We start from the raw sequence: 11,516 nt of genomic DNA, 5'->3' as shown, positions 1-11,516 counted from the left end.
TTTTGATTGGAGACGGACCTTGGCGGAAGGAGACACCCTGTCTCGCTCGCGGATGGAGCGGGGCCTGAAGTATCCGTTTCCGGAGGTGCCTTCCGCCGGCGAAGCGATAGAGGTCGCGCCCGGCGTGCTGTGGTTGCGCCTGCCGCTGCCCATGGCCCTGAACCACATCAATCTCTACGCTATCGAGGATGGAGACGGCTGGGCCATTGTCGACGCCGGTCTGGCCACGGATGAGGCGCGCGAAGGCTGGAGCAGGACGCTGACCGGCGTCCTGGGCGGCCGCCCGATCACTCGCGTCATCTGCACTCATATGCACCCGGATCATATCGGCCTTGCGGGCTGGCTGTGCGAACAGTTCGATGCGCCGCTGCTGATGTCGCGGACGGAGTATGTGACCGCGCGACTGCTGATCGGCGACGAGGCGTTGGGGCCTCCGGCGAGCGCTGAAGCCTTCTATCGGGCGGCGGGTTGGTCGGACGAACAGGTGGCGCGCTGGCGGGACGGCTATGGCGGGTTCGGCCGCATGGTTCAGGATTTTCCGCGTGATTACCGCCGGGTGCAGGACGGCGAGATCCTGACCATCGGCGGTGATGAATGGCGGGTCGTGATCGGCGAAGGGCACAGTCCGGAGCATGTCTGCCTGTGGCGCGAGACGGACGGCGTCTTCATCGCGGGCGATCAGATTCTGCCGCGCATTTCCTCGAATATCTCGATCTGGCCGACGGAGCCGCAGGCCGACCCGTTGGGCGACTGGCTGCGTTCGTTGGCGGCGCTGAAGGACAGGCTGCCGGGCGATCTGCTGGTGCTGCCTTCGCATGGGGAGCCGTTCTACGGCGTGACCTTGCGGCTGGAGGCGTTGATGCGCGGGCATGAGGTGGCGCTGAAGCGGTTGGAGAAGACGCTGCGGACGCCGTGTCGCGCCGTGGACGTGTTCGGCGCTTTGTTCGCCCGGCCGGTCGGCGACGCCGTATTGGGCATGGCGACCGGGGAGGCGTTGGCGCACCTCAACTATCTCGAACGCCAGGGACGGGTCCGCCGCGTGCGGGACGGGGATGGCGTGGACTGGTGGAGCCTTTTGGAGACAGGCCAATGAGCGAACATATCCGGACCCAGCTGGACGGCGGCGTCCTGACGGTCGTCTTCGACCGTGCGGACAAGAAGAACGCCATCACCCAGGCCATGTATACGGCTCTGGCCGATGCGACGGAGAAGGCGAGGGCCGATGACGCCGTGCGCGTCATCCTGTTCCGCAGCGAGGGCGATTCCTTCTCGGCGGGCAATGACATCGCCGACTTCATCGCCATCGGCCAGACCGAGGGCGATCTGGTCGAGATGGGGGTGTTCCGCTTCCTGAAGGCGTTGGCCGATCTGGACAAGCCCGCCGTGGCGGCGGTGCGCGGCCGGGCGGTGGGCATCGGCCTGACGCTGCTGCTGCATTGCGACATGGTGGTGGTGGCCGAAGACGCCCTGCTGTCCGTGCCTTTCGTCAATCTGGCCCTGGCGCCGGAGGCTGCGTCTTCGCTGTTGCTGGGAGCCAGTATCGGCCACCAGCGCGCCTTTGAACTGTTCGCCCTGGGCGAGGCGATCGATGGCAAGACGGCTCTGGCCTGGGGTCTGGCCAACCGTGCTGTTCCCGCTGATCAGGTCGATGCGACGGCGGCGGAACTGGCGGGCAAGCTGGCGGCGCGCGCGCCCAACTCGATCCGCAAGACCAAGGCCCTGATGCGCGACGCTGAGCTGCTGTGGACGGTGATGCAGCGCGAGGCGCAGGCCTTCGGTTCGCAGATGCGCAGCCCCGAGGCGATGGAGGCCTTCATGGCCTTCAGCCAGAAGCGAGCGCCGGACTTCTCCAGGCTGGGCTGATTTCGCGCCGTTTCGCCGAAGATCGCGATTGATTCGGGGGGCGCGGGGGACTAGGGGCCGCGCATGAACGCCGCGCCCGCCTCCGCCCCGCCTGACGACCCGCAGTTCGCGGGGGCGATCAAGCGTGAGACGACAGCCGATGCGGCCGCCGTCGACGCCCTGGTCATCGCCGCCTTCGGCCCCGGTCGTTTCGCCAAGACGGCCGAGCGGCTGCGCGAGCGCGCGCCGCTGACGACCGGGTTCTGTCTGTATGAAGGCGGCCGCCTGATCGGCTCGGTGCGGCTGTGGTCCATCATGGCGGGCGAGGCGCGTTCGGTCTTTCTGGGCCCCATCGCCGTGGACAAGGCCAGCCGGAGCACCGGACTGGGCGGCGAACTGGTGCGCGCCTGCATCGAAGAGGCGAAGACGCTGGGGCTGGACGGCATCCTGCTGGTCGGCGATCCGCCCTATTTCTCGCGCTTCGGGTTCGTGCCTGCGCCCGACGCCGTGTTGCCGGGGCCGGTGGATCAGCGCCGGGTCATGTGGCTGCCCTTCACCGAGACGGCGTCGGTCGGGACGGTTCGGGCCGATCTCTGAGCCGGGCGCGGCCTTCCTTTGCGGGGCGACGCGTCCCATAGTTCAGACATGACGAACCCACCGACATCGTCCGGCTCCGGTCTGGCCAGCGTGGCCGAGGCCGCGCGTCAGGCGCCGGGACGGGGACTGCCGCCCGTGCATCTGTGGCATCCTGAACATTGCGGCGAGATCGACATCCTTATCCGCGCCGACGGGGTGTGGATGCATGAAGGCTCGCCCATCGGACGGGCTGAGCTTGTGCGGCTGTTCTCGACGGTGCTGAGGAAAGACCCGGACGGCTATCATCTGGTCACGCCGGTCGAGAAGCTGAAGATTGCGGTAGAGGATCTGCCGTTCCGCGCCGTGGCGGTGCGCGAAGACGGTGCGGCGCTGGTCTTCACTACAGATCAGGGCGACGAGGCCGTCGCCGGTCCCGACCACGCCATCATTGTCGAGACGGACGCGACGACGGGCGAGCCGGCGCCGCGCGTTCATGTACGCGGCGATCTGTGGGCGCGGATCGCCCGGCCGGTCTTCTATGAACTGGTCGAGCGGGCTCAGGGGGCGGACGGGCGTCTGGTCGTGCGGTCGGGCGGCGTGGCGTTCCCGCTGGGGCCGGAAGGGGCGGGGCTTTGACCTGTGTCGGGCTGAAGGCCCGGCTGCAACAGCGGCTGGACCCGGTGTCGGCGTGGTCGCCCGAGCGGGCGGCGGTGCGGTCCGACTATGACCTGAATCCTGATTTCAGCCGTCCGAAGGTCAAGCTGAGACCGGCGGCGGTGCTGATCCCCATCATCGCGCGCGAAGACGGCCCCAGCGTGCTGCTGACGCGGCGATCCGACAGTCTGGCCAGCCATACGGGGCAGATCGCCTTTGCGGGCGGACGGCTCGATCCGGGCGAGACGGCGCTGGACGCGGCTTTGCGTGAGGCGTGGGAGGAGATCGCGCTGGACCCCGCCGTGGTCGAACCGCTGGGGCTGGGCGATCCCTATGAGACGGGCACAGGGTTTCTGGTGACGCCGGTGGTGGGCTGGCTGACGACGCCGCCCGAAGTCACCCCGTCGCCCGCCGAGGTGGCCGAAGTGTTCGAGGCGCCGTGGGACTTCCTGATGGACCCGGTGAATCATCGCCGCGACTATTACGATCAGGAGAACGGGCCGCGCCGCTGGTTCTGGGCCATGCCCTATCGCGAGCGCTACATCTGGGGCGTGACGGCGGGCATTCTGAAGGGGCTGTTCAACCGGCTCTATGGCGAGGAGGCCGCGCCGCATCAGGCCGCCGAGGCTGACGCGACCGAGCGTGTGGAATGAGCCGCGTCCTTTCAGGGCAGGACTGGCTGACGGCCAGCGCGACGCAGGCGGTGATGGCGGCGCTGGCGGCGGCGGGCGGGACGGACTGCGCCCGTTTTGTCGGCGGATGCGTGCGCAACGCCGTGCTGGGCGCCCCGATCGACGATGTGGACATCGCCACTGTCCTGACGCCCGAGGCGGTGGTCCGGGCGCTGAAGGCGGCGGGCCTGAAGAGCGTGCCGACCGGCATGGAGCACGGTACGGTGACGGCCATATCGGAGCGCCAGCCGTTCGAGATCACCACCCTGCGCCGGGACGTGTCGACGGACGGGCGCCGCGCCACGGTCGCCTTCACCGACGACTGGGCCGAAGATGCGGCGCGGCGGGATTTCCGACTGAACGCCCTTTATGCCGATGCGGACGGGCTGATCCTCGACCCGACGGGCGCGGGGTATGAGGACGCACTGGCCGGACGGATCGTCTTCGTCGGCGAGCCGGAACAGCGCATCCGCGAGGATTATTTGCGCATCCTGCGCTTCTATCGCTTTTTCGCCTGGTACGGGCGCGGGGCGCCGGATGCGGCGGCGGTCGAAGCCTGTGCCGCTCTGGCCGAAGGGGTCGAACGGCTGTCGGCCGAGCGGGTGTCGAAGGAACTGCTCAAGCTGCTGGCCGCGCCCGATCCGCGCGCGGCGGTGCGGCTGATGGATCAGGCGGGGGTGCTGGGGCGGGTTATGCCGCAGCCGAAAAGCCTGACGCTGTTCGAGGCGATGGTCGGGGTCAGCACGGACCCGGTGCTGCGTTTGTCAGCGCTGTTGCCGGAGGACGCGGAGGCGGTGCGCGCGGCGGCCTTGAGGCTGCGGCTGTCGAACGCCCAGAGGGACCGGCTGGCCGAGGTCGTCGCTGAACAGATTGATCCGGCGATGAGCGAGGCCGATGCGCGCGCCGCCGTCTGGCGCGCTGGGCGTCAGGCGGTCGAGGATCGGCTTTATCGCGTATGGGCGGCGGGCGCGGAGGCCGGGACGGTGCAACGCCTGCTGACGCTGGCGGCGAACTGGTCGCCGCCGAAGTTGCCGGTCGGGGGCAAGGATCTGGCGCGACTGGGTCTTCAACCAGGACCGCAGACGGGGCGGCTGCTCAAGGCCTTTGAAGAGAGCTGGATCGCCGATGACTTCCCCGACAACGGACATGAGGCGCGGCTGAAGGCCCTTATGGCTCGGCCCGGCTGAGGCGCACGATCACCGGGCGGTGGTCCGAACCCGTCTTCTGGCCCAGCCGCCGCTCGACCAGGGCCAGATCAGGCGAGCGCCAGACGTGGTCGATGGTGATGCCGAGGAAGGCGGGCAGGGCTGAGGGCCAGGTGCCGGGCCAGGCGGGGGCGGGGATCAGGCCCGTCTCAGCCTTGATCTGACGACCGATGCGGCCGCTGGAGACGCTGTTGAAGTCGCCCGCCACGACGACCGGCCCCTCCAGCCCAGCGCGCAGTCCGGCGAGGCGCTGCGCCTGACTGATCTGGCCGTAGGGGTGCTGGAAGGGCCAGGGCCGAGTCATGTGGACGGCGATCAGGCTGATCGGCCCCAGCGGCGTCTCGAACTGGGCGACCAGGGCCGCCAGACCCTGACCGTCGGCGTCGCGCACACGGCGCAGCGGTAGACGCGAGGCGATCACCGAGCGCGCGGCGCCGCTGGGCCGATCCTTGCGCGGCGTGCTGATGCGGTGGGGATAGGCGGTCAGGATCGTGTCCAGTTGCGCGGCCGGGGCGTCGCCCAGCTCGATCAGCATGACCACGTCGGCGTCGGCCTGTTCGATGGAGCGGGTGATGGCCGCCACGTCCTCGTTCCGCGCCCACAGGTTGGCGGAGTAGACGGTCAGAGTATCCGGCCCAGCGGGGCGGCCTTTCTCAGGCGTCCATTGCGGCCAGACGGCCAGAAGCAGCAGCCCCGCCAAGCCCGCGCCGAGGGCGGCCATGTCCCACAGTCTGAACAGTAGGAAGATGCCGCACAGCGCCAGCGTCGCAACCAGGGCGGGTGCGGTGAACTGGGTCAGCAGGTCGGGCAGGCGGTGACCGATGCAACTGAGCGCGGAGACGGCGATGAGGCCGGGCGGCGCCAGAAGGGCCAGGGCGGCCAGTCGCATCAGGGCCTGGGTCAGGGTCATGCTGCGACCTTCGGTGAACGCGTGGGGAAGCGTCGGTTAGCGCGTCGGCGCCGGACCTGTCGAGCGCGGCTTCGTGCGTCCAAATGCGCGGGCGCGGCGCAGGGCGATAGCGCGCCTGATGCAGCCAATCCCTGAAAATTCCCGGCTTTGGCGTGAACTCGAGCGGATCGACGCGCCGGGGCTCGTCGCCTGATCAGACTGCGGTCTCAACCTTTGGAGACCGCCATGAGCGATGACGCCAGCGCGCGGCTGGGCCTGCCTTATCTGGCGGCCGGACAGCTGCAGAAACACGTGACCCTGAACGAGGCCCTGACCCGTCTGGACGCCCTGATCCAGACCGCCGTGGCCAGCCGCACGGTCAGCGATCAGCCCGCCGATCCGGCCGATGGGGTGCTCTATATCCTGCCGGACGGGGCGACCGGCGCCGAGTGGGAGGGGCACCCGGCGGACAGTCTGTTGCGGCATGAACGGGGCGGTTGGCTGCCTATCCCCGCGCCGGACGGCCAGCTGGTCGTGGTTCTCGACAGCGAGGAGATTCTGGTCCGGCGCGCAGGGGTCTGGACGCCACTGTCCTTCGATCTGCCCGAAGAGATCCAGCAGATCACCCGTCTCGGCGTGAACACCACGGCGGACGCGACGAACGTCGTCGCCGTGCGGGCCAACAAGGCGCTGTGGACCGCGCTGGAGAGCGAGAGCGGCGGCGACGGCGATCTGCGTTTCACCTTCAACAAGCAGACGGCGGGCGACGTCCTGTCTCTGCTGTTCCAGAGCGGCTGGGGCGGCCGGGCGGAGCTGGGGTTGGTCGGCGACGACGACCTGCGGCTGAAGGTCAGTCCCGACGGCGGCGCCTGGCATGAGGCGCTGCGGATCGACCGCAGCACGGGCCGCGCCTGGTTCGGCCAGGGCGCGACGCGCCGCGAGACGACGGTGCTGATGACCTCTGGAAGCTGGACCCCGCCGAACTGGGCGCGCTGGATCGAGGTCGTCTGCGTGGGCGGAGGCGGCGGAGGCGGGGCCGGTCTGGCCGGAGCGTCCGGCGCCGTCCGGCATGGAGGCGGAGGCGGCGGCGCGGGCGGCGTCATGACCGCCTTGTGGCCGGCTGTGAATCTGTCGGGCGCGCTGACGATCACGGTCGGAGCGGGCGGAGCCGGGGGCGTCGGCTCCGGCGCCGGGGGCGCGGCGGGCGGCGCGAGCCTGGTGAAGACCGGCGCCCAGACTCTGCTGACAGGCGAAGGCGGTCGCGGCGGCGCGGGAGGTTCTGCGGCGTCGGGGACCGGCGGCGCGGGCGGCGGCGGCGCGCCGGCCTCCAACGGGGGCGGAGCCTCTTCCGTCTCGGCGGCCGGCGGGGCCGGGCAGGCGGCGGCGCGTCCGGACGGCGCCGGCGGAGGCGGCGCGGGCGGCGGTCTCAGCGCAGCCAATGCGGCGCAGCCGGGAGGGGCAGGCGGCGCCGGCGCGATGCTGCTGCTGAGAGCGGCGGGCGGCGCAGGCGGCGCGACGGCCGGCGCGGCGGGACAGGCGGCGCCATGGCCGGACCTGCACTGGGCCGGAGGCGGCGGCTCGGGCGGCGGCGCTCAGGCTTCAGGCGCCGGCCATGCGGGAGGAGCCGGCGGCCTTCATGGCGGCGGCGGAGGCGGCGGAGGCGCAGGCGTGACGGCGGCGGGCGCCGGCGGCCAGGGCGCGGCCGGCGTGGTCTGGCTGACGGCGATCGGGTGAGCGCCATGATCCGACATCTGCACCGCATCATCGACGCCGAGGAGCCCATGTCGCTCGGCGAACTGGAGCCGCTTCTGGACGAGGAGGCCTGGGCCGCGCCCGAGCGCCTCTCGGCCGACGACTGTTTCGACCACCTGGGCAGCGACTGGCGAAGCTCGGCCGCGCCTCATGATCCGGAGGATGAACGATGACGCCTGACCACAGGGACGAGCCGGGCGGCGTGCTGGTTGAACCCCCTGCCGTGGAATTGGCCGAGGGCCGCTGGCTGTGGCGACGCCTCTATGTCTATGCCGCCAGTCTGGCGCTGTGGCAGCTGTTGCGGCTGGCGGTGACGCGGGCGACGGCCGCAGATCTGCCGCGCATCGCCGAAGGGCTGATGGGACTGATCGCCCTGATGCTGCTGCTCTATCTGGTGGCGCCCAGCGCACAGCAGATCGTCAATCTGGCGCGGTTGCGTGCGGGGGGCAGGCCATGACCTTCCACCTGTCGCAACGGTCGCGAGAGCGGCTCAGAGGCGTCCATCCCGATCTGGTCGCCGTCGTCGAGGCGGCGATCGGCTGGACGTCGGTGGACTTCATGGTCACGGAGGGGCTGCGGACGTCCGCGCGCCAGGCGGAGCTGGTGCGGGCCGGGGCCAGCCGGACGCTGAACTCGCGTCATCTGACCGGTCATGCGGTGGATGTGGCGGCCTGGGTCGATGGTCAGGTCCGCTGGGACTGGCCGCTGTATCCGCGCATCGCCGAAGCGTTCAAGGCCGCCGCCGCCACCGCCGGCACGCCCCTGATCTGGGGCGGAGACTGGCCGCGGCTGCGCGATGGGCCGCACTTCGAACTGGACCGGAGGGCCTATCCATGAGCGGGCGCGTGTTTCGCGCCCTGACGCCGCTGGGCTGGCTGGCGGCGGCGTTGGCGGTCGCGGCCTTGCTATCGGCTCTGGGCGGAGGTCTCGGCCTTCGCTGGGACCCGCTGCGTCTGCAGGCGCGTCGGCTGGAGGCGACTGAACAGCGCCTGGAGCAAGCCCGATCCCAAGCGGCCGCACGCCGTCTGGAGGCCGCCGCGCGCGGCCGCCAGATCGAGAGCCTCGACGCTTTTCACCGCAACACCCTGGCTGTGACGGAAGCGACCGTCGCGGCTGAAACCAAAGCGAGGATCGCCGATGACGCCGAAACGCCTCTGGACCCTGCTCGCGCTGAGCGGCTGCGCGGGCATGATCGCGAGCTGTGCCGCCTCTCGCCCGCCGTCGCCGGTTGCGCCGCCCCGGTTGATCCTGGCTGAGATGGCGACGCGGCCCTGCGAACTGGCCGTGCTGCCTGAACGACCCACGGCGGCGGACCTAGAGGCGGCCTATGTGCGGCGCGGCGCAGACCTGGTCCGTTGCGACGCCGCCCGGCGTCTCGCTGTCGAGACGCTGGAGGCCGAGCGCGTTCTGATCGACGCCTGGGCCGACGGCCGTGACGCAGCCGGAACGATATTGCCGGGCGACTAGGCAAAAAACGCCGGGTCAGGAGGCGGTCGGCAGATTTTGCCGGGCTGATGAGAGTGTCTGCCAAGAATATATTTCTGAAAAAACAAACAGATAGGTCAATTTCGAGCGTCAACCCGGCTGGCCCGCGCCTTGCGACGGGAATACCCGAGCAGAAAGCTCCCGGCAGCCAAAATGGCGTCGGACATCGTCGAAGACAAAGGACAGCCAAAATGGCTAACAGCATCAACACGAATGCTGGGGCTCTCATCGCCCTGCAAAACCTGAACGCGACCAACCGTGACCTCACCGTCACGCAAAACCGCGTGAACACTGGCTTCAAGATCTCCACCGCCAAGGACAACGGCGCGATCTTCGCCATCGCCACCAACCAACGCGCTGACATCGCCTCGCTGGACGCGGTCAAGAACTCCGTCGCGCGCGGCCAGTCGCTGGTGGATGTCGCCCTGGCGGCCGGCGACACTGTCGTCGAAGCCTTCAAGGAACTGAAGAACATCGCCGTCGCCCTGGAAACCGTCGAGGCCGGCAGCGCCGCCGAGACGGCCTATCAGTCTGACTACGACGCTCTGGTCGGCGAAATCGACTCGGCCATCGCGGGCGCGTCGTTCGACGGCATCAACCTGTTCTCGGCCGGCGCGGTCACGACCGTCCGCACGGGTCTGGAATCGACCTCGACCTATGACGTGGGCTTCGCGGCCGCCGTCACCTCGGGCGTCACGGCCGGCACCTACGCCACCGCCGACGACATCCAGACGGCCATCGAAACCTTCACCGGCAACCTGGCGACCCTGGGCACCCAGTCCAAGTCGCTGGAGCGTCAGAATGTCTTCGTCGGCAAGCTGCAAGACGCCCTGGAAGTCGGCGTGGGCAACCTGGTCGACGCCGACCTGGCCAAGGAAAGCGCCCGCCTGACGGCTCTGCAGACCAAGCAGCAGCTGGGCGTGCAGGCGCTGTCGATCGCGAACCAGTCCAGCTCGATCCTGCTGGGCCTGTTCCGCTAATCCGACGCGGTTAGGGAAGGGGCGGGCCTGTGGCTCGCCCCTTTTCTCGCATCGTTTGAGACGGGAGGCGCGGCAGGTCCGCGCGGAAGGATATGGCTGACAATGTCGCAGGCGTTCCCAGCGTAACCTACCTGGATCGCGAGCCGCAGGGCGCCGTGATCGAGGCGCAGTCCGTCGTTCAGGGGGCGCCGGACGCCACCGAGGAGGCGGGGCGGTACCGGTTGACGATCGAGCGGGAGTCGACCGGCTATGTCTACAAGACGCTGGATCGCGTGACGGGCGAGGTGATCCGCCAGTTCCCACGCGAAGAGGTGCTGAAATTGCGCCAGAGCCCGGCCTATGACGTCGGGAAGATCATCAAGACCGAGGCCTGAGACGCCCGGCGTTCACGGCCCGACGCTCCTCGGCGACGCCGGGCGGCGTTAACAGGCGTTGCGGACGCGTTAACCATACGCTCAGGAATCAGCGTCATTAATACTCGCCAGAATCGGATCTGAGGCGAGAAAGCCATGACCAACAGCGTAATCACCAATGCGTCGGCGCTGATCGCGCTTCAGAACCTGAACAGCACCAATCCCAAGCTCGCCGCCACCCAGAGCCGAGTGAACACGGGCCTGAAGGTGCAGGGCGCCAAGGACAACGCCGCGACCTGGGCCATCGCCCAGAACCAGCGCGCCGACATGAGCGCGCTCGAATCGGTCAAGACCAGCCTCAATCGCGCCACCTCCCTGGCGGATGTCGCCCTGGCGGCCGGGCAGCAGATTTCCGACATCCTGGTGGAACTGCGCCAGAAGGCGACGGCTGCGGCGGACCCGTCGGCCTCCGTCGCGACGCGCAAGGCCTATGACGACGAGTTCCAGGCCCTGCTGACGTCGCTGGGGTCGTTCGCGGCCAACGCCTCGTTCGACGGCGAGAACATCCTCGATGGAAGCTCGACGACGGCGCTGGATTTCCTCGCCAACGCCGACGCCTCCGAAACGATTTCGATGAATCGTCAGGACCTCACCTTGGCCGGACTGTCGTTGACCGGTCTCGATCTGACGGACGAAACCAACGCCACAGCGGCTCTGACGGCTGTCGAGACGGCCCTGACCGACGCCAGCGCCAGGCTGGCTGAACTGGGCGCCCAGTCGAAACAGATCGAGAAGCACACGATCTTCGTCACCAAGCTGATGGACTCGCTGGAGGTCGGCGTCGGCAACCTGGTCGATGCGGACATGGCGCGCGAAAGCGCGCGCCTGCAGGCTCTGCAGGTTCAGCAACAGCTGGGCGCGCAGGCGCTGTCGATCGCCAATCAGGCGCCGCAGATCATCCTGTCGCTGTTCAAGGGCTGATCGCGACCCTAGCCCAGCCTCCGGTGCGCGCCGTGTCCCAGCGACAGGGGCGGCGGCCGACGGCGGGTCGGTCGGGGAATAAGGCCGTAGAGGCTCATCAGCCTCATCAACATCCAGCGCACGCGTGA

At 69.2% G+C, this 11,516-nt stretch carries 16 protein-coding genes; 15 read left to right on the top strand and 1 reads right to left on the bottom strand.

Translation table 11 applies throughout. The features are described from left to right. The first annotated feature begins 19 nt into the window (after positions 1–19). The 6 genes from AC52GN_RS09675 to AC52GN_RS09650 all read left to right on the top strand — a co-directional run bounded on the left by AC52GN_RS09675 (position 20) and on the right by AC52GN_RS09650 (position 4,930). Positions 20–1,093 carry an MBL fold metallo-hydrolase gene (locus AC52GN_RS09675; protein ID WP_496526890.1) on the top strand — a complete coding sequence of 358 codons (1,074 nt, stop codon included), beginning with the start codon at positions 20–22 and terminating at the stop codon, positions 1,091–1,093. Further along, positions 1,090–1,863: an enoyl-CoA hydratase gene (locus tag AC52GN_RS09670; RefSeq protein ID WP_496526889.1), complete on the top strand. Its 774-nt coding sequence runs from the start codon at positions 1,090–1,092 to the stop codon at positions 1,861–1,863. The genes AC52GN_RS09675 and AC52GN_RS09670 overlap by 4 nt, the downstream gene beginning before the upstream one ends. 63 nt (positions 1,864–1,926) lie before the next feature. Continuing rightward, entirely contained in the window at positions 1,927–2,439 is a 513-nt protein-coding gene (locus AC52GN_RS09665; RefSeq protein WP_496526888.1) for a GNAT family N-acetyltransferase, read from the top strand. Positions 2,440–2,487: 48 nt separating this feature from the next. Then, entirely contained in the window at positions 2,488–3,054 is a 567-nt protein-coding gene (locus AC52GN_RS09660; RefSeq protein ID WP_496526887.1) for a DUF1285 domain-containing protein, read from the top strand. After that, entirely contained in the window at positions 3,051–3,725 is a 675-nt protein-coding gene (locus AC52GN_RS09655) for a CoA pyrophosphatase (RefSeq protein ID WP_496526886.1), read from the top strand. The genes AC52GN_RS09660 and AC52GN_RS09655 overlap by 4 nt, the downstream gene beginning before the upstream one ends. Then, entirely contained in the window at positions 3,722–4,930 is a 1,209-nt protein-coding gene (locus AC52GN_RS09650; RefSeq protein ID WP_496526885.1) for a CCA tRNA nucleotidyltransferase, read from the top strand. The genes AC52GN_RS09655 and AC52GN_RS09650 overlap by 4 nt, the downstream gene beginning before the upstream one ends. Here AC52GN_RS09650 and AC52GN_RS09645 read toward each other — a convergent pair. After that, positions 4,911–5,858 carry an endonuclease/exonuclease/phosphatase family protein gene (locus AC52GN_RS09645; protein WP_496526884.1) on the bottom strand — a complete coding sequence of 316 codons (948 nt, stop codon included), beginning with the start codon at positions 5,856–5,858 and terminating at the stop codon, positions 4,911–4,913. The two genes, AC52GN_RS09650 and AC52GN_RS09645, sit on opposite strands and share 20 nt — an antisense overlap. Positions 5,859–6,083: 225 nt before the next feature. On the opposite strand from AC52GN_RS09645, the gene AC52GN_RS09640 reads away from it, so the two are divergent. From AC52GN_RS09640 to AC52GN_RS09600, 9 genes are all read left to right on the top strand, one after another. Next, on the top strand, positions 6,084–7,571 hold the full coding sequence (locus AC52GN_RS09640) for a DUF2793 domain-containing protein (RefSeq protein WP_496526883.1): 1,488 nt from the start codon (positions 6,084–6,086) through the stop codon (positions 7,569–7,571). 5 nt (positions 7,572–7,576) lie between these two features. Beyond that, entirely contained in the window at positions 7,577–7,762 is a 186-nt protein-coding gene (locus AC52GN_RS09635; protein WP_496526882.1) for a hypothetical protein, read from the top strand. Next, on the top strand, positions 7,759–8,046 hold the full coding sequence (locus AC52GN_RS09630; protein ID WP_496526881.1) for a hypothetical protein: 288 nt from the start codon (positions 7,759–7,761) through the stop codon (positions 8,044–8,046). Before AC52GN_RS09635 ends, AC52GN_RS09630 begins: the two co-directional genes overlap by 4 nt. Beyond that, entirely contained in the window at positions 8,043–8,426 is a 384-nt protein-coding gene (locus AC52GN_RS09625) for a M15 family metallopeptidase (RefSeq protein ID WP_496526880.1), read from the top strand. Before AC52GN_RS09630 ends, AC52GN_RS09625 begins: the two co-directional genes overlap by 4 nt. Next, on the top strand, positions 8,423–8,845 hold the full coding sequence (locus AC52GN_RS09620; RefSeq protein WP_496526879.1) for a hypothetical protein: 423 nt from the start codon (positions 8,423–8,425) through the stop codon (positions 8,843–8,845). Before AC52GN_RS09625 ends, AC52GN_RS09620 begins: the two co-directional genes overlap by 4 nt. Position 8,846: 1 nt before the next feature. Beyond that, the gene (locus tag AC52GN_RS09615; RefSeq protein ID WP_496526878.1) at positions 8,847–9,056 is read left to right on the top strand and encodes a hypothetical protein; all 210 of its coding nucleotides are present in this window, start codon (positions 8,847–8,849) and stop codon (positions 9,054–9,056) included. 209 nt (positions 9,057–9,265) lie between these two features. After that, positions 9,266–10,054, top strand: coding sequence for a flagellin (locus tag AC52GN_RS09610; RefSeq protein WP_496526877.1), 789 nt, complete (start codon positions 9,266–9,268; stop codon positions 10,052–10,054). Positions 10,055–10,146: 92 nt separating this feature from the next. Further along, complete coding sequence (locus AC52GN_RS09605) at positions 10,147–10,428, top strand: flagellar protein FlaG (protein WP_338578393.1); 282 nt, start codon at positions 10,147–10,149, stop codon at positions 10,426–10,428. Between the two features lie 135 nt (positions 10,429–10,563). Next, positions 10,564–11,388, top strand: coding sequence for a flagellin (locus tag AC52GN_RS09600; RefSeq protein ID WP_496526876.1), 825 nt, complete (start codon positions 10,564–10,566; stop codon positions 11,386–11,388). The last annotated feature ends 128 nt before the right edge of the window (positions 11,389–11,516 follow it).

It is taken from the genome of Brevundimonas sp. SS2672 (assembly GCF_059579685.1).
Note: the sequence above shows the minus strand (reverse complement) of the source record. Positions and strands in the feature narration are given on the sequence as shown.

Bases quoted from the DNA above. Each gene is read 5' to 3' on its own strand.
- AC52GN_RS09670 (WP_496526889.1), top strand. From the start codon at position 1,090: ATGAGCGAACATATCCGGACCCAGCTGGACGGCGGCGTCCTGACGGTC.
- AC52GN_RS09665 (WP_496526888.1), top strand. From the start codon at position 1,927: ATGAACGCCGCGCCCGCCTCCGCCCCGCCTGACGACCCGCAGTTCGCG.
- AC52GN_RS09660 (WP_496526887.1), top strand. From the start codon at position 2,488: ATGACGAACCCACCGACATCGTCCGGCTCCGGTCTGGCCAGCGTGGCC.
- AC52GN_RS09650 (WP_496526885.1), top strand. From the start codon at position 3,722: ATGAGCCGCGTCCTTTCAGGGCAGGACTGGCTGACGGCCAGCGCGACG.
- AC52GN_RS09645 (WP_496526884.1), bottom strand. From the start codon at position 5,858: ATGACCCTGACCCAGGCCCTGATGCGACTGGCCGCCCTGGCCCTTCTG.
- AC52GN_RS09640 (WP_496526883.1), top strand. From the start codon at position 6,084: ATGAGCGATGACGCCAGCGCGCGGCTGGGCCTGCCTTATCTGGCGGCC.
- AC52GN_RS09635 (WP_496526882.1), top strand. From the start codon at position 7,577: ATGATCCGACATCTGCACCGCATCATCGACGCCGAGGAGCCCATGTCG.
- AC52GN_RS09630 (WP_496526881.1), top strand. From the start codon at position 7,759: ATGACGCCTGACCACAGGGACGAGCCGGGCGGCGTGCTGGTTGAACCC.
- AC52GN_RS09625 (WP_496526880.1), top strand. From the start codon at position 8,043: ATGACCTTCCACCTGTCGCAACGGTCGCGAGAGCGGCTCAGAGGCGTC.
- AC52GN_RS09620 (WP_496526879.1), top strand. From the start codon at position 8,423: ATGAGCGGGCGCGTGTTTCGCGCCCTGACGCCGCTGGGCTGGCTGGCG.
- AC52GN_RS09615 (WP_496526878.1), top strand. From the start codon at position 8,847: ATGGCGACGCGGCCCTGCGAACTGGCCGTGCTGCCTGAACGACCCACG.
- AC52GN_RS09610 (WP_496526877.1), top strand. From the start codon at position 9,266: ATGGCTAACAGCATCAACACGAATGCTGGGGCTCTCATCGCCCTGCAA.
- AC52GN_RS09605 (WP_338578393.1), top strand. From the start codon at position 10,147: ATGGCTGACAATGTCGCAGGCGTTCCCAGCGTAACCTACCTGGATCGC.
- AC52GN_RS09600 (WP_496526876.1), top strand. From the start codon at position 10,564: ATGACCAACAGCGTAATCACCAATGCGTCGGCGCTGATCGCGCTTCAG.